At 65.1% G+C, this 14,924-nt stretch carries 14 protein-coding genes and 3 tRNA genes; 2 read left to right on the top strand and 15 right to left on the bottom strand.

Annotated elements, in window-relative coordinates; genetic code table 11:
• Positions 1 to 25: 25 nt before the first annotated feature.
• The 4 genes from ACH2A7_RS06045 to ACH2A7_RS06030 all read right to left on the bottom strand — a co-directional run bounded on the left by ACH2A7_RS06045 (position 26) and on the right by ACH2A7_RS06030 (position 3,994).
• Positions 26 to 1,435 carry a glycine--tRNA ligase gene (locus ACH2A7_RS06045; protein ID WP_394960780.1) on the bottom strand — a complete coding sequence of 470 codons (1,410 nt, stop codon included), beginning with the start codon at positions 1,433 to 1,435 and terminating at the stop codon, positions 26 to 28.
• Positions 1,436 to 1,604: 169 nt separating this feature from the next.
• Positions 1,605 to 2,333 carry an ABC transporter permease gene (locus ACH2A7_RS06040; protein ID WP_394960779.1) on the bottom strand — a complete coding sequence of 243 codons (729 nt, stop codon included), beginning with the start codon at positions 2,331 to 2,333 and terminating at the stop codon, positions 1,605 to 1,607.
• Between the two features lie 3 nt (positions 2,334 to 2,336).
• Positions 2,337 to 3,086, bottom strand: a complete 750-nt coding sequence (locus tag ACH2A7_RS06035; RefSeq protein WP_394960778.1) for an ABC transporter permease — start codon at positions 3,084 to 3,086, stop codon at positions 2,337 to 2,339.
• Positions 3,083 to 3,994 (bottom strand): ATP-binding cassette domain-containing protein, encoded by a 912-nt coding sequence (locus ACH2A7_RS06030; RefSeq protein WP_394960777.1) that lies wholly within the window; start codon positions 3,992 to 3,994, stop codon positions 3,083 to 3,085. The genes ACH2A7_RS06035 and ACH2A7_RS06030 overlap by 4 nt, the downstream gene beginning before the upstream one ends.
• Before the next feature lie 155 nt (positions 3,995 to 4,149).
• Here ACH2A7_RS06030 and ACH2A7_RS06025 point away from each other — a divergent pair, with 155 nt between their 5' ends.
• Both ACH2A7_RS06025 and ACH2A7_RS06020 read left to right on the top strand, forming a co-directional pair.
• Complete coding sequence (locus ACH2A7_RS06025) at positions 4,150 to 4,836, top strand: response regulator transcription factor (protein ID WP_394960776.1); 687 nt, start codon at positions 4,150 to 4,152, stop codon at positions 4,834 to 4,836.
• Positions 4,833 to 6,035 (top strand): sensor histidine kinase, encoded by a 1,203-nt coding sequence (locus ACH2A7_RS06020; protein WP_394960775.1) that lies wholly within the window; start codon positions 4,833 to 4,835, stop codon positions 6,033 to 6,035. The genes ACH2A7_RS06025 and ACH2A7_RS06020 overlap by 4 nt, the downstream gene beginning before the upstream one ends.
• 79 nt (positions 6,036 to 6,114) lie before the next feature.
• Here ACH2A7_RS06020 and ACH2A7_RS06015 read toward each other — a convergent pair whose 3' ends face one another.
• The 11 genes from ACH2A7_RS06015 to ACH2A7_RS05965 form a co-directional block, all read right to left on the bottom strand.
• Complete coding sequence (locus tag ACH2A7_RS06015; RefSeq protein WP_394960774.1) at positions 6,115 to 6,789, bottom strand: hypothetical protein; 675 nt, start codon at positions 6,787 to 6,789, stop codon at positions 6,115 to 6,117.
• A complete protein-coding gene (locus ACH2A7_RS06010) occupies positions 6,779 to 7,378 on the bottom strand; it encodes a TetR/AcrR family transcriptional regulator (RefSeq protein WP_394960773.1) in 600 nt (199 codons plus the stop codon). The genes ACH2A7_RS06015 and ACH2A7_RS06010 overlap by 11 nt, the downstream gene beginning before the upstream one ends.
• An 18-nt stretch (positions 7,379 to 7,396) precedes the next feature.
• Positions 7,397 to 7,753, bottom strand: a complete 357-nt coding sequence (locus ACH2A7_RS06005; protein WP_394960772.1) for a dihydropteridine reductase — start codon at positions 7,751 to 7,753, stop codon at positions 7,397 to 7,399.
• A gap of 604 nt (positions 7,754 to 8,357) precedes the next feature.
• Positions 8,358 to 8,433: transfer RNA gene (locus tag ACH2A7_RS06000), tRNA-Phe, on the bottom strand.
• 3 nt (positions 8,434 to 8,436) lie between these two features.
• A tRNA-Gly gene (locus ACH2A7_RS05995) sits at positions 8,437 to 8,512 on the bottom strand.
• Between the two features lie 3 nt (positions 8,513 to 8,515).
• Positions 8,516 to 8,592, bottom strand: a tRNA-Pro gene (locus ACH2A7_RS05990).
• A gap of 370 nt (positions 8,593 to 8,962) precedes the next feature.
• On the bottom strand, positions 8,963 to 9,439 hold the full coding sequence (locus tag ACH2A7_RS05985; protein WP_394960771.1) for a DUF1622 domain-containing protein: 477 nt from the start codon (positions 9,437 to 9,439) through the stop codon (positions 8,963 to 8,965).
• 158 nt (positions 9,440 to 9,597) lie between these two features.
• Positions 9,598 to 10,056, bottom strand: a complete 459-nt coding sequence (locus ACH2A7_RS05980) for a spore coat protein (RefSeq protein WP_394960770.1) — start codon at positions 10,054 to 10,056, stop codon at positions 9,598 to 9,600.
• A gap of 137 nt (positions 10,057 to 10,193) precedes the next feature.
• A complete protein-coding gene (gene glpK / locus ACH2A7_RS05975) occupies positions 10,194 to 11,684 on the bottom strand; it encodes a glycerol kinase GlpK (RefSeq protein ID WP_394960769.1) in 1,491 nt (496 codons plus the stop codon).
• A gap of 62 nt (positions 11,685 to 11,746) precedes the next feature.
• Positions 11,747 to 12,319 (bottom strand): glycerol-3-phosphate responsive antiterminator, encoded by a 573-nt coding sequence (locus ACH2A7_RS05970; RefSeq protein WP_394960768.1) that lies wholly within the window; start codon positions 12,317 to 12,319, stop codon positions 11,747 to 11,749.
• A 216-nt stretch (positions 12,320 to 12,535) separates the two neighbouring features.
• Positions 12,536 to 14,668 (bottom strand): alpha/beta hydrolase, encoded by a 2,133-nt coding sequence (locus ACH2A7_RS05965; protein WP_394960767.1) that lies wholly within the window; start codon positions 14,666 to 14,668, stop codon positions 12,536 to 12,538.
• Between the last annotated feature and the right edge of the window lie 256 nt (positions 14,669 to 14,924).

Below are 14,924 nucleotides of genomic sequence, written 5' to 3'. Positions count from 1 at the left end.
CCAGGGGGGTTGGTTGCGCGGGGGTTCAGAATTCGATCTTTTTCTCGATGTAGTCCTTGACCTGGTCGATGGGCAGACGCACCTGCTCCATGGTGTCCCGGTCGCGGATGGTCACGCAGCCGTCGCCGGCCTTTTCGCCGTCGCCGAAGGTGTCGAAGTCCACGGTGACGCACAGGGGGGTGCCGATCTCGTCCTGGCGGCGGTAGCGCTTGCCGATGGAGCCGGTCTCGTCGTAGTCCACCATGAAGTACTTGGCCAGCTGCTGCCAGATGGGCCGGGCCTGCTCGCCCAGCTTCTTGCTCAGGGGCAGCACCGCCGCCTTGTAGGGTGCCAGCGCCGGGTGCAGCCGCAGCACCACCCGCTTGTCGTTCTTGGCCTCGTCCACGATCTCCTCGTCATAGGCCTCGCACAGGAAGGCCAGGGCCACCCGGTCGGCGCCCAGGCTGGGCTCGATGACGTAGGGGATGTAGTGCTCGTTGGTCTCCGGGTCGAAGTATTCCAGGCTCTTGCCGCTGGCCTCCTGGTGGCGGCCCAGGTCGTAGTCGGTGCGGTCGGCGATGCCCCACAGCTCGCCCCAGTCGGTGAAGGGGAAGGCGTACTCGATGTCGGTGGTGGCGCGGGAGTAGAAGGCCAGCTCGGCGGGGTCGTGGTCCCGCAGGCGGAGGTTCTCCTCCTTGATGCCGAGACTCAGCAGCCAGTTCTTGCAGAAGTCCTTCCAGTAGGCGAACCACTCCAGGTCGGTGCCGGGCTTGCAGAAGAACTCACACTCCATCTGCTCGAACTCCCGTGTGCGGAAGGTGAAGTTGCCGGGGGTGATCTCGTTGCGGAAGGCCTTGCCCACCTGGCACACACCGAAGGGCAGCTTGCGGCGGGTGGTGCGCTGGATGTTGGCGAAGTTCACAAAGATGCCCTGGGCGGTCTCCGGCCGCAGGTAGCACACGGAGGAGGAGTCCTCGGTGACGCCGATGGCGGTTTTGAACATCAGGTTGAACTTGCGGATGGGTGTGAAGTCGTGCTTGCCGCACACGGGGCAGACCACGTCGTCATGGGTGGCGATGAACTCGTCCAGTTCCTCCTGGCTCATGGCGTCGGCGTTCACCTCGGGGTGGGCGTCCTCCACCAGCTTGTCCGCCCGGTGGCGGGCCTTACAGCTCTTGCAGTCCAGCAGGGGGTCGGAGAAGCCCGCCACATGGCCGGTGGTCACCCAGGTCTGGGGGTTCATGATGATGGCGGCGTCCAGGCCCACATTGGTGGGGCTCTCCTGCACGAACTTCTTCAGCCACGCCTTCTTCACATTGTTCTTGAACTCCACGCCCAGGGGGCCGTAGTCCCAGCTGTTGGCAAGGCCGCCGTAGATCTCGCTGCCGGGGAAGACGAAGCCCCGGCTCTTGCACAGGGCCACGATGGTGTCGAAATTCTTTTCACGGTTGTTCATTGCACAATACTCCTTTTCCCCGCCGCTGGCTGCGGCGTGATGATTTGGGTCTTTTAACAGTGTAAGCCCGCCGGGGCCGTTCGTCAAGAAAAATCGACCCGGAGTTTGCCCCACGGCGCAAAAAGAAAGGGAAACGGCATGCCGTTTCCCTTTTCAAGCGTCATCCGGATCACTCCGCCGCCGCGTCCCGCCGGCGCAGACACCCCACGGCCAGCAGGACGAAGGCCCCCGTGTACGCCAGCGCCGAGAGGGCGAAGGCGGGCAGCGCCAATTCCAGCCGGGGGTTGTTGGCACGCATCCCCAGGCAGAGCAGCGAGTAGGGGAAGGCGTACCCGAGGCCCTGGGCGGTGGCCAGCAGGCCCAGGATGCCCCCCGCCAGCCCGAAGGCCACCGGCGGGGCGAAGGCCCGAACGACGAGGCTCAAAAACAGCTGGGCCGCGCACACCGCCACCCCGCCCAGCGCCCCGCAGAGCAGCCAGCCGGGCAGCTGGGGCGGCACCGGGCCGGGAACGCCCGCCAGCTTGCCGCTGAGGACGAACAGCGCCCCGATGCATCCCTGGGCCAGCACCGACGCCCCCGCGGCCAGGGTCAGCTTGGCGGCGTACAGCCGAAAGCGCCCCACCGGCGCGGTGAGGAAGCTGTTCCAGTTGTGGCCGGCGTGCTCCAGCCGCCATTGCCAGGCGCAGAATACCCCCAGCAGAGCGGGCAGGAAAAAGGTGGAGGAGAACAGGGTGTGCTGGCCCCACAGGCTGTACCAGCCGTCTTCCAGCACCTGCCGGTTGGCCAGGTAGTTGCCGGTGCCCAGCGCCGCGGGCACCGCGGGCAGCAGCACGAAGGCCAGCCACACCGGGGCGCGGCGGCACTTTTGCAGCTCCGCTTTCAGGCAGCGAAGAAACATCCCTCACACCTCCTTTTTCAGAAACAGCGCCCGGCCCGCGGCCAGGAACACCGCCGTCCAGGCCAGCAGCAGGGCCAGATCGCCGGGCAGCGGCCAGCGCCAGTAAAAGCTGGTGACACGGGTGGCCTCGTCCCAGTTCATGCCCGCCAGCGCCAGCAGGCCGTAGTAGCCCCAGGGCACGCATCGGGTGAGGGCCGGCGGGAACAGCAGGGAGAGCAGGCCCAGAAAGCTGCCGGCGATGCCGCACACCAGCGCCGCCGCCTGGTTTGCAAAGCGCAGCGACAGCCCCTGCTGCAGCGCCCAGGCCATCATGGACACCGCCCAGGAGAGCAGGGTGAACAACCCAAAGCGCCCCCAGGGCGCGGGGCCGGGAAAGCCGATGACGACGCCCGCCGCCAGGAACACCCCCGCGCGCAGGGCCAGCAGCGCCGCCAGCACCAGCGCCCCCCAGCCCAGTTTCGCGGCGTACAGCCCGCCGGGGGAGGCCATGGTCTCCAGCAGCTTCCAGGTGTTGCCCCTGTGCTCCAGCTCGCAGCTGCGGCTGGCCAGGGTGGCCACGCTCAGGGGCATCACGATGGCGTCCACCATAGCCAGGTTGTAAAGGAGCAGCATCCAGCCCCAGCGCATGTCCTCCGCGCTCTGCCGGTCAAAGAAAGCGCCCATCCACAGCAGCTCCACCGCCAGCACGGCGGCGCACACCAGCGTGATCCTGCGCCGGCGGCACTTGTAAAATTCCAGTTTCAGCAGTTTCACAGGCTCGCCGCCTTTCCCGTCAACTCCAGGAAAATGTCCTCCAGGCTCTTCTGCCGCTCCTCCAGGCGCACCACCCCCAGGCGGTTCTCCGCCAGAAAGCGGGTGAGCCGGGCGGCGTCCTCGTCCCGCAGGACGGGCAGGATGAGCCAGCCCTCCTCCTCCCGGCAGGGCACCGACCGCTGGGCCAGCAGGTCGCAGGCCAGCCCGTTGTTGTCGGTGCGCAGGGCCAGGTGGTGGGTGCTGCGGCCGTGGAGGGCCGCCAGCGTGTCCTGGAACACCAGTTCCCCCTCCCGGATGACCGCCACATGGTCGGCCATCTGGTCGATCTCGCTCAGCAGGTGGCTGGACACCACCACCGTCATGCCGAACCGGCCGGGCAGGTCGCGGATGAGCTGGCGCATCTCCTGGATGCCCGCCGGGTCCAGGCCGTTGGTGGGCTCGTCCAGAATGAGCAGCCTGGGCCGGCCCAGCAGCGCCGCCGCCAGCCCCAGCCGCTGCTTCATGCCCAGGGAGTAGTGGGCCACCTTTTTGTTCCGCTGGCCCTCCAGCCGGACGATGCCCAGCACCTCCCCCACGCTCTTTTCCGGCGCGCCCCGCAGGGTCTGGACGATGCGCAGGTTCTCCTCGCCGGTGAGGTGGCCGTAGTAGCTGGGGCTCTCGATGAGGCTGCCCACCTGCCGCAGCACCGCCAGGCGGCCGGCCCCCTCCATCCTCTCGCCCAGCACCCGGATGCTGCCCGCCGTGGGGCGCACCAGACCCAAAATCATTTTCAGTGTGGTGGACTTCCCCGCCCCGTTGGGCCCCAGAAAGCCGTAGACGCTGCCCTCGGGCACGTCCAGGTCCAGATGGGCCACCCGCATCACGCCGCCGTATCGCTTGCACAGATCGCGCGTCTCGATGATGTTCATAGCAATGCCTCCTTGTGCCTTTCATCCTACCGCCCGTGCCTTACAGGCCCATGAAGCCAGCCTTACATTTGCCTTAAATCGGGGCGGGCGCTGTGGACGGCGGGGCGGCTTTTTCCTATAATAAAGGAAGTCAAAAGAGAAGGAGGCGGCGCGGGATGGCCCTTCGAATACTCATCGTGGACGACGAACCGGCCCTGCAGGCCATGGTGAAGGAGATACTGACCCAGGCGGGGTACGAGACCGAGGGGGCGCTGTGCTGCGCCGAGGCGCTGGAAAAATTCCGCGCTTCGGCCCCGGACGCGGTGCTACTGGACGTGATGCTGCCGGACGGGGACGGCTTTTCCCTCTTCGGCCGGCTGCGGCAGGGGCGGGACGTGCCGGTGCTGTTCGTCTCCGCCCGGGACGAGGACGAGGCCCGGCTGCGGGGGCTGGGCCTCGGGGCGGACGACTACATCACCAAGCCCTTTCTGCCCCAGGAGCTGCTGCTGCGCCTGCGGGCGGTGCTGCGGCGGGTCTACCGGGAGCAGCCCGCCCCGGCGCGGCTGGGGGACGCGGAGATCGACTGGGGCAAGGGGGTGGTGCGCCGGGCGGGGTCCGAGACCCCCCTCACCGCCAAGGAGTTCGCCCTGCTGAAGGCCCTGTGGGAGGCCCGGGGCAACATCGTCACCATCGACGCGCTGTGTTCCGCCTTGTGGGACGGGCCGCTGGTGGGCTATGAGAACACCCTGATGGTGCACATCCGCCGGCTGCGGGAAAAGGTGGAGGCCGACCCCTCCCACCCCCGCTTCCTGCTGACGGTGCGGGGGCTGGGCTACCGGCTCCGCCGGGAGGAGCGGCCATGAAACTGCGCAGTTTGTGGAAGGGCACACTGCTGGTGGCGGGCTCGGCGCTGCTGATCGCGGCGGTGTCGCTGCTGGGGCTCCTTGCTTTTGTCTGGTGGAACATGGCGGACGGCCGGGGCTGGGGCACCACCATGGAGCAGCTCTCCGCCGCCCTGACCCGGGAGGGGACGGCCTATTCCTTCGCCGGGGAACCGCTGCTGGAAGAAGGCCACTGGGCGATGCTGCTGGACGAGGAGGGGCGGGTGGTCTGGTCGCTCCGCAAACCGCAGGATGTGCCGGAGCAGTTTGCCCTCACCGACGTGGCCTCCTTCACCCGGTGGTATCTGGAGGACTACCCGGTGCGCTGCTGGGTGCGGGAGGACGGGCTGCTGGTGGAGGGCGCGCCAAAAGGCAGCGTGTGGAAACACGACATCGTCCTGGACACCCGGGCCCTGCTGCGGGCCCCCGTCTGGTTCCTGGGCTGTTTTGGGCTGGCGCTGGGCGGCGTGCTGGGGCTGGCCTGCCTGGCGGTGCGCCACTGGTTTTGGCAGGCTCAGAAGGTTCGGGACACCGCCCGCTCGGGCTGGATCAACGGCGTGTCCCACGACATCCGCACCCCCCTCTCGGTGGTGATGGGCTACGCCGCCCAGCTGGAGGAGGCGTCGGACCTGCCCCCCGCCCGCCGGCGGCAGGCGGCCGCCGTCCGGGCCCAGAGCCAGGTCATCCGGGATCTGGTGAACGACCTGAACCTGACCATGCGGCTGGACTGCGCCATGCAGCCGCTGCGCCGCACGGCACTGCGGCCGGAGGCCTTTGTGCGGCAGACGGCGGCGGATTTTCTCAACGGAGGCATGGCGGAGGGGTTCGATCTGGAGGTAGACCTGCCGGACGAGCCGCTGCCGGCGATCGAGGCGGATCCTTTCCTGCTGCGGCGGGCGGTGAACAATCTGCTCACCAACTGCGTGCGGCACAATGCCCCCGGCTGCGCCATCCGCCTGGGGGCGCGGGCCGAAAAGGGCCGGCTGCTGCTCTGGGTGGACGGCGGGATCATGGAGGCCGAAAAGCCTGCCCCCGCCCGGCCGGCGGAACCGGACGGGAGCGCCGCCCACGGCACCGGCCTGCAGCTGGTGGCCCAGATCGCCGCCGCCCACGGCGGCCGGGCGGAATTTTTCGCCGGGCCGCCCTTCCGCTGTGAACTGCGGCTGCCGGCGAAGGGATAAGCCCTGTGGCACGAAAGAAAACGCCCACCGGCGACACGGTCTTTTCCCCGTTCCGCCGGTGGGCGTTTCTTCTTTTCAGTCATGTTTTTCTCTGTTGCAGCCCCTTTTTCAGCATCCGCAGCGTGATGGCCACGATCGCTGCGTAGATAATCCCGCTGGAGACGGCCGAGAGCGAAAGCATCCCGTTCTCCTCCCCGGTGCCCATCACCATGATGAGGGTATTCTGCAGCGTCAGCACCGCCACCAGCGCGTCGATGAAGTTGACCGTCCGCAGTTCCCCCGCCAGTGTATTGCCGCAGGGCCGGCGCCGCTGCCGGCCCAGGTGCAGGGAAGCCATGGTGATCTTCCAGGTGGTGTAGGCGGCCATGGCAATGGCCGGGATGCGCCCCATGGACACGGGTTTGTCCAGCACCACCATCATGGAAATGGGCAGGATCAGCGCCAGGTCCAGCGCCAGCAGCAGCCCGGCGCTGAGGAGGAACGCGCTGCTGCGGCAGCGGTCCTGCTGCTCCGGCGGGAGCGTCCGGTTCCTTTTTTCCGCCAGAAGGGCGATGCCCCGGACGGCGGTGAGCAGGAGGTAGAACACCCCGATGCTCCCGTGCCAGGCCGACCGGTGGAAAAGCCCCAGATACCCGTTGTACGCCGCAAAGAGCGCCGTGCAGCCGGCGGAGGCCTCCGCGCCCAGCAGGGTGCGGCGCACATAGTCCTCCCGCCACGCCCGGAGGGCGCCCGCGGCCGGGCCGTTACACTTCATGGCCGCCCTCCCGGGGGCGCACACAGGACTCGATGATGCCGGCGATCATCTCCACATCGTCCGCGCAGTCCCGGCCCAGCCACTCCTTTACGATGGCGGCGATGCCCTCCACATAGTAGGCCATATAATAGGGGCGGTGGGCCGCCGGGATCTGGAACCACTCCAGAATGGGGCCGAGGATATGCCGTTTCAGTTCCCCGTAGCGGGCGTCCGCCCCCACGCTGCCCGGGTTGCGGAAGGCCGCCCGGTAGACTTTTTTGCTATCCCGGATAAAGTGAAGATAGGGCACAAGGTACTCCCGGGTGACCAGCACCAGTTCTTCCCGCCGGCGGCTGCCCAGGTTTTCCAGCACCTCCTGCTGCCCCCGGGGGAAATAGGACAGAAACCGCCGGTCGATGGTCTCCAGCGCCTCGCTCACCAAATCGGCAACGGTCTCATAGTGCAGATAAAAAGTGGACCGGTTCACGCCTGCCCGGCGGCAGATCTCCTTCACCGTGATGTATTCCAGATCCTTTTCTTCCAGCAGTGCGATGAGGGCCTCGTCCATCCGCAGGGCGGTGTTGAAATATTTGCTCTCGGACTTGTTCATCTGCCGCCCTCCCCTTGCTCATTCCGCCGAATCGCTGATCTGCCGCGCCAGCTGCATGATCTCGAAGGCATACTTCTCCTTGCCGGCCCGCAGCAGCTTTTTGTAGATGGGGTAGTTGAGGCCCACCCCCACGATGCCCAGCAGCCCCAGCAGAATGCCCACCCCCGTGAGCAGCACACCGCCGCCGATCACCTGCATGGAAAGGCACATCCCCAGCCCCAGCACCAGGGTCATCAGCACGCCGAAACTGTAGGCGAAGATGTTGGCCGGGCCCTTTGCCCGGCGGTCCAGCTTGCGCAGGGCCACCACTTTGGAGGTGCCTTTGGGGGCGTATTCGTTGGCAATGGCTTCCGCGAAAATTTTATCCGTGTTCATGGTGAAATTCTCCTTTTATGATCGTTCTTTCGCAGCTGCTGATACGATCATACAGGAGAACAGGCCAAAAGGGAACGACATCTTCGGCCCTGTGTGCCGATTTCAGCCGCCGAAGGAACGATTTTGCCCCGCAGGGTTTTGCTCGCCCGAAACCTTGCGCCGCGGCCCTTCGCCGCCGCAAGCGCGATGCCGCCCCCCTGGGCGGCCGGGGCCCCCGCGGAAATTTGCGTCAGCAAAGTTTCGCGGGGAGAAGGAGGAATGACGGAGCGGTATGAGAAAGGCCCGGCCTTTTGACCGGGTGTTCTGAATGGTGCGGAGTCCAGACAGCCGCCCCCCGGGCGGCCGGGGCCCCCATGAAAATTTGCGCAAGCAAAATTTCATGGGGAGAAGGAGGAATGACGGAGCGGTATGAGAAAAGCCCGGCCTTTTGGCCGGGTGTTCTGAATGGTGCGGAGTCCAGACAGCCGCCCCCCGGGCGGCCGGGGCCCCCATGAAAATTTGCGCAAGCAAAATTTCATGGGGAGAAGGAGGAATGACGGAGCGGTATGAGAAAAGCCCAGCCAAACGGCTGGGCTTTTTGAATGGAGCGAAGTCCATTCCGACGTGGTGCCTCCGATCGGAATCGAACCAATGACACGGGGATTTTCAGTCCCCTGCTCTACCAACTGAGCTACAGAGGCGTATGGAGCGGCTTACGAGGCTCGAACTCGCTACCTCCACCTTGGCAAGGTGGCGCTCTACCAGATGAGCTAAAGCCGCCTATGGTCGGGATGACAGGATTTGAACCTGCGGCATCCTGCTCCCAAAGCAGGCGCGCTACCGAACTGCGCTACATCCCGTCATTGATCTCACTTTCAGGCCGATCGGACCCAAAAGCACAGATAAAGAGGACCGCAGCTCCCTTCGCGCAATCGTCGCGTGCGGCGCCGCACCAAAGGGCGGCTGGCCCGCTCGGTTGCGCATCAAGGGCTCCGCCTCGCTGCATCCGCCACCGGCGGCGCTCGGCTTCGCCCACCGAACTGCGCTACATCCCGTTGGCTGGAGGCCGGCCGCGTCCTGTCGTTTTGAGAACCGCGCCGCATCCCGTTACGAACCGCCGGGAGACGCCGTGTGACACGGCCGCCCGGCAGGGCGCTTTTGCTATTATAACCGATTCATCCCCCCGCGTCAATGCGGAGGGACGAATTTTTTTGATTTTTCGCGCCGGGTTCATTCCTGCTGCCGGTCCGCGGTCTCCTCGCCGCCCTGGATGAGGGCCTGCTTTTGCTCCAGTTCCTGCTCCATCTGGGCCTCTTCGGTCTTGATCTCCCAGTGGATGAGGAAGGTCAGCGCCGCCCGCAGCACGATGATGGCGCCCACGATGGCGATCTCACTGAACTGGCGCACCACCACGGTGCGCAGGATCTCGCTGCCCAGCTTGAACTCCAGGCCCATGGCCATGCCCTTGGCCAGCTTCAGGCGGGTCAGGGGGTCGCGGCGCACATAGTTGTAGATGCCCTGCAGCGCCGCCACCACAATGACGCCCACACCGATGAATTCCAGCAGCACCACCGACAGATTCACCAGGGTCACCAGACCCTCGTGCAGCCCGTTATAGAAGTTCTCGAAAAACATCGCCTCCGCGCCGCTCAGCGGGGCCGGCGGGGCCGGCGTGGCCGCCGGGGCCATGCTCGCGATCGGTTCCATGTTCGCTCCTCCCTGCGCCGGCCTTCCGCAAAGCCGGGCGCATCTCCTTATTTTATATAAGTATAGCAGATGTTCCCCTGTTTGCATAGGCCCCGGTGAAAGCTGCCATACAAAGGGGAACGGGCCCCGCTGTGCCTGGCGGGACCCGTCTTTTTTTGTCAGCGATACATGCCGTTGACCTGCATATAGTCAAACAGCTGTTTGCCGTGGTGCTGCTCCTGCTGCTGGATGCCGCTGAGCACCTGGCGGCTCTTCTCGTCGCAGAATTCAAACACGGAGGTGTTGTAGGCCGCGGAGACATACTTCTCGGTGGCCAGCAGGTCCGCCACCAGATAGGCGTCCTTCTTTTTCCCCGCCCGGTTCGCCGCGGACTGGCCGGGCGCCGGCTGCTGTTTTGCCGCTTTGGGCTGGGTGGTCTGGGGTTCGGGCACCTTGCCCGCCAGCATCTGCGTCACCGTGTCGTAGTGGTTCTGTTCCGCCTGGGCGATCTGCCCCAGCATGGTCTTGAGGGCCGGGTCGCAGGCCGCCTCCGCGGCCTTCTGGTACTTCTCGGCGCACAGTTTTTCCTCGTTCTGCAGGTCCTTCAACAGGCTCTGCTCCTTTTTGGTCATAGCCATATTCCTTTTCTCTCCTTTTTTCGCGCGGCGCGCGGTTTGGTGTCAGTGTTCCCAAATCCTCGCCCGGTATGCAAAAGCCGCCCCCGGCGGCCCTGTGCGGGCCGCCGGGGGCGGCAAAACACCAATATGACGGGGGCTCAGTCCTCCACCCAATCCTTCGCGCGGGCCACGGCCTTGTGCCAGCCGGCCACCAGCCTGGCCCGCTTTTCCTCCTCCATGGCCGGCTCGTAGAGTTTATCCAGCGTCCACTGGCTGCGGATGTCGTCCAGGCTGGACCACACCCCCGTGGCCAGACCGGCCAGATAGGCCGCCCCCAGGGCGGTGGTCTCCCGGATCATGGGCCGGCGGATGGTGCGGCAGACGATATCCGCCTGGAACTGCATCAGGTAGTTGTTGGCGGAGGCGCCGCCGTCCACCCGCAGCTCCCGCAGCTGGATGCCGGTGTCCTCCTCCATGGCCCAGAGCACGTCGGCGGTCTGGTAGGCGATGGACTCCAGCGCCGCCCGGATGATGTGGTTGCGCCCCGCGCCCCGGGTCAGGCCCAGGATGGCGCCCCGGGCGTACATGTCCCAGTGGGGCGCGCCCAGGCCGGTGAAGGCGGGCACCACATAGACGCCGGCCGAGTCCTTCACCTTGGTGGCGAAGTACTCGGTGTCCGACGCCTCGGTGATCAGGTGCAGCTCATCCCGCAGCCACTGCACCACCGCGCCGCCCACGAACACGCTGCCCTCCAGGGCGTACTGCACCTTGCCGCCGATGCCCACGGCGATGGTGGTGAGCAGGCCGTTTTTGCTCTGGTACATCCGGTCGCCGGTGTTCATCAGCAAAAAGCAGCCGGTGCCGTAGGTGTTTTTCGCCTCGCCCGGCTCAAAGCAGGTCTGGCCGAAGAGGGCCGCCTGCTGGTCGCCGGCGATGCCCGCGATGGGCACCTCCACCCCCTGAATGTTCATGCAGCCGTAAATTTCGCTGCAGCCCTTCACCTGGGGCAGCATGGCCATGGGGATGCCCAGGCGGGCGCAGATGGCCTCGTCCCAGCACAGGTCCCGGATGTTGTAAAGCATGGTGCGGCTGGCGTTGGTGTAGTCGGTCACATGCACCTTGCCGCCGGTGAGTTTCCAGATGAGCCAGGTGTCCACCGTGCCAAAGAGCAGTTTGCCCGCCTCGGCCTTCTCCCGGGCGCCGGGCACGTTCTCCAAGATCCATTGGATTTTGGTGGCGGAGAAGTAGGCGTCCACCAACAGGCCGGTGCGCTCCTTCACATAGGCGGTGAACTCCGCGTCCTCCTTCAACTTTTCGCACAGCGCGGCGGTGCGCCGGCACTGCCACACGATCGCGTTGTACACCGGGCGGCCAGTCTCCTTGTCCCACACGATCGCCGTCTCCCGCTGGTTGGTGATGCCGATGCCGGCGATCTCCCGCACGTCCACCCCGCTCTGGGCCAGCACCTCCATCAGCACACCGTACTGGCTGGAGTAGATCTCCATGGGGTCGTGTTCCACCCAGCCGGGATGGGGATAGTGCTGGGTGAACTCCTTCTGGGCCAGCTGCACGATGTTCTGATGCTCGTCGAACAGGATGCAGCGGCTGCTGGTGGTGCCCTGATCCAGGGCGATCACATACTTCTTCACGGCGTGGCGCCTCCTTCTGTATATGTTTCTCCCGCTTCGGGCATTGCGCCCGCCGGGCCATTTTACATCTCCCAGACCGCCGGGCAGGTGGTGGACACCGCCGCCGCCCCCGCCCGCATGGCGGCCATGACCTCGTCCTTGTATTTGATCAGCCCGCCGGCGATCACCGGCGTGGCGGTGGCCTGGGTGATCTCGGTGATCACCCGGGGCATGATGCCCGGCAATATTTCAATGAAGTCCGGCTTGCCCACCGCCAGCTGGGCAGGCAGGTTGGACAGGGCCAGCGAGTCCAGGATAAAGGCCCGCTGCACCGTGAGCAGGCCCAGATGCCGCGCCCGGCGCACCAGGGCGGGCCGGGTGGAGATGATGCCGTCCGGCGCGCACATCCGCGCCAGGCCGTCCACCGCCACCTCCCGCTGGCTCAGCCCGTCCAACAGGTCGATGTGCACAATGGCCAGCTTGCCGGCGGCCCGCACCCGCTCCACCAGGTCGGGGATGTTCACCACCGTGCCGAACAAAAGAAAGACCACCTCGCACTCGCTTTTCAGCGCGGCGGCAAGGCCCGCCTCGTCCTTCACCGCCGCGATCACCGGGCAGTCCACCATGCGCTGTTTTTTGGCCTGTGCATTCTCCAACCCCAACACTCCCTTGACGGCCTGCGCGGCCGGGTTTGACAAAAAATAAACCATTTGAAAAAGCGGGGCGAACCACCGTTCGCCCCGCTCCGCTCTCGTTTGGACGATATATATTATCGCAGATATTTTTACCATTGTAAAGCGGGCCCTGTGGTTTTTGTTATATACCACCATCCGAAAAGCGTTTTTCTATTCAAAATGTACAAGGCGTACCCGTCAGCCCAGGAAGTTGGTGATCCAGGTCTGGGGCACATAGGAGCCGTTGGTGCCGGACATGCACACCAGCATCCAGGCCATGAGAATGGTGTTCACGAAGGTGCCGACCCAAACCGTTTTGGTCAGCTGGTAGGCCTTGCGGCTGACAAAGGTGAGGATGGGCAAAAAGAGCACCGCGCCGTAGGTCAGCAGGAAGGAGGTGACCGACTTGCCGGGCATCATGCCGCTGTAGTCTACGATGTGGGTGATGCCGCACAGCGCCCAGACGCCCGCCACCGCCAGCGCCACCGTGATGACCACGTCCAGCGTGGGGCCCTTTTTGCCGATGGTCATGTCCGACAGGTAGTTGGTGGCCAGGTTGGTGACGAACATGAAGGGCAGGATGAGCAGGGCATACCGGGCCACGATCAGCCACTGGTCGGCGGTGAGGGGCGAGAACATGACCATCCACAGCCGGAAATCCTGATAGAACAGGTACCGGGTGAGGGACATCATCAGATACGCCGCCGCCACAAACACCGCGGCGATGCCCAGGTCCTTCAGAATGATCTTGGGCCCGCAGGTGAACATCTCCTTCACAAAGGCCTTGAGGCTGGCGAAGCTGGAGGTGACCAGGGTGTAGGCCAGCGCGATGACCGCCCCGAAGATGGCCAGCCACTCCAGGAAGTAGATGGGCGCCCAGCAGGTGATCATCAGGGGGAAGAAGCCGCTGGCGGTGAAGGTGAAGGGCGCCTTCTGGGCGTTGCCGAAGTAGATGGCCGCGCCGTTGAGCAGGATGGTGCCCACCACCACCAGGATGTTGCCCAGTTTCTGATTGCGGGCGGCGGGGATGGTGGCCCGGCCGCTGACACAGGGCTGGTATTTGCGGGTCATGGCCAGCAGGCGGACGATGGGCACCAGCATGGCCACCATGGCCAGCAGCGCCACAAAGTTGAAGGCCTCACGCCACATGAAGGTCATCTCGCCGGGGTCGGTGACCGCGCGGGCGGGGTCGGCGGAGAGGGTCTGGTTGAAGTAGTCGATGACCATCGCCGTGGTCTGGTTGGAGAAGAACTCCTTGGAGTGGGTCTCGTTGGTGAGCAGCACCGTGCGCAGGGTGCGGTTCCGGATGGCGTCCGCCAGGGCCTGATTGTCGGCGGCGGTATCCTGCCGGTAGGTGCCGATGATCTCGTTGGCGCCGGCGGCGTCGTTCAGGCTGTAATAGGCGCCCTGCACCACCTCGTCCTCCGGGGCGATGTACCAGGCGTTCTTCAGGTCTTCCGAGGTATTGAAGCCCACATAGCCGTAATCGAAGGTGCCGTTGATGATGCACAGATTCACCTGGCAGCTGCGGGTGACCTCATGGCCGGCCACCGTTACCACCGCGGTGGGGTTGACGTACTCCGCGGTGGAGCCCACCAGGCAGGCGCTGCGGATCATGGTGTTATAGTTTTGGGTCTCCTGCTCCTTGAGGATGTTGTAGGCGTTCAGGCCGCTTTCGTCCAGCCGCTCGGCGGCGATGTCGTCGGCGTTTTTCTCAATGTCCGCCGCGCTGATCTCCACGCCCAGCTTCTCGTTGAGCACGGTGAGCAGGATGTCGTTCAGGGTGTAGTAGCCGCAGTCCATCAGCGCCGCGTAGCCCGAACGGCGCGAGCCCTGGGAGTGGCCCATCACACCGATGTTCTCCTGATCCACGAACTGCAGGGTGCGCACAAAGTCCACCGCGTCCAGACAGCCCATGGGGGTGCCGAAGATATTGTATTCCAGGATGCCCTGGTCGTTCTCGTTGTAGACGGGCGTCTCGCTGGCGCCCGAGCCGTAGGCGTTGATGTTGAACACCACATAATTGCGCTTTGCAAGTTCCTGGGCAAAGCTGCGCATCTGGGCGTAGATGACGCCCGCGCCCGGCACGATCACCACGGCGGGATACTTGTCCTCGTCGGTGGTGCCCACGGGATAGAACAGCTCGCCCTCCAGCACCGCGCCCCGGGCGTCGATGGAGATGTTCTCCACCTTGATGCGCCCTCCGTCGGTGGTGAGCAGCTGGGCAAACAGGCTGCACACCAGCATCACGGCCACCAGCACCGCCAGCAGCCGCTTGCAGCCCAGCGCCGTGTTCAAATCGAAGATCTTTTTCTTTGTCGTCGTTTCCATGTCGATTCCTCCTGTCGTTTCCTGGCTCCTGCTCTCAGGCGGCTTTGCCCGCCTGTATGCCCGCGCCCGGGCGCGCGTCCTCCCTCCTTTCTCTGGCCGCCGCAAAAAAAGGGCGCAAAGGCACTGCTGCCTTTGCCCCCCTCCTCAAACGCTCCGGCGGACCTTCAAAGCAATTTTATGTTACATCCGAAATGTTTATTTGTCAATCTGAATACTTTTTGATTCTGCGGACGATTATTTTTGTGACCTCCGGGAG

This window comes from Candidatus Allofournierella merdavium, from assembly GCF_944382735.1.
GTDB lineage: Bacteria > Bacillota > Clostridia > Oscillospirales > Ruminococcaceae > Allofournierella_A > Allofournierella_A merdavium.
This window is presented reverse-complemented; position numbering and strand designations above follow the sequence as displayed.

Excerpts from the sequence above, each read along its gene's own strand:
- ACH2A7_RS05980 (WP_394960770.1), bottom strand. The coding sequence starts at position 10,056 with ATGGCTATGACCAAAAAGGAGCAGAGCCTGTTGAAGGACCTGCAGAAC.
- ACH2A7_RS06005 (WP_394960772.1), bottom strand. The coding sequence starts at position 7,753 with ATGAACACGGATAAAATTTTCGCGGAAGCCATTGCCAACGAATACGCC.
- ACH2A7_RS06010 (WP_394960773.1), bottom strand. The coding sequence starts at position 7,378 with ATGAACAAGTCCGAGAGCAAATATTTCAACACCGCCCTGCGGATGGAC.
- ACH2A7_RS06015 (WP_394960774.1), bottom strand. The coding sequence starts at position 6,789 with ATGAAGTGTAACGGCCCGGCCGCGGGCGCCCTCCGGGCGTGGCGGGAG.
- ACH2A7_RS06045 (WP_394960780.1), bottom strand. The coding sequence starts at position 1,435 with ATGAACAACCGTGAAAAGAATTTCGACACCATCGTGGCCCTGTGCAAG.
- ACH2A7_RS06030 (WP_394960777.1), bottom strand. The coding sequence starts at position 3,994 with ATGAACATCATCGAGACGCGCGATCTGTGCAAGCGATACGGCGGCGTG.
- ACH2A7_RS06020 (WP_394960775.1), top strand. The coding sequence starts at position 4,833 with ATGAAACTGCGCAGTTTGTGGAAGGGCACACTGCTGGTGGCGGGCTCG.
- ACH2A7_RS06040 (WP_394960779.1), bottom strand. The coding sequence starts at position 2,333 with ATGTTTCTTCGCTGCCTGAAAGCGGAGCTGCAAAAGTGCCGCCGCGCC.
- ACH2A7_RS05965 (WP_394960767.1), bottom strand. The coding sequence starts at position 14,668 with ATGGAAACGACGACAAAGAAAAAGATCTTCGATTTGAACACGGCGCTG.
- ACH2A7_RS06025 (WP_394960776.1), top strand. The coding sequence starts at position 4,150 with ATGGCCCTTCGAATACTCATCGTGGACGACGAACCGGCCCTGCAGGCC.
- ACH2A7_RS05985 (WP_394960771.1), bottom strand. The coding sequence starts at position 9,439 with ATGGAACCGATCGCGAGCATGGCCCCGGCGGCCACGCCGGCCCCGCCG.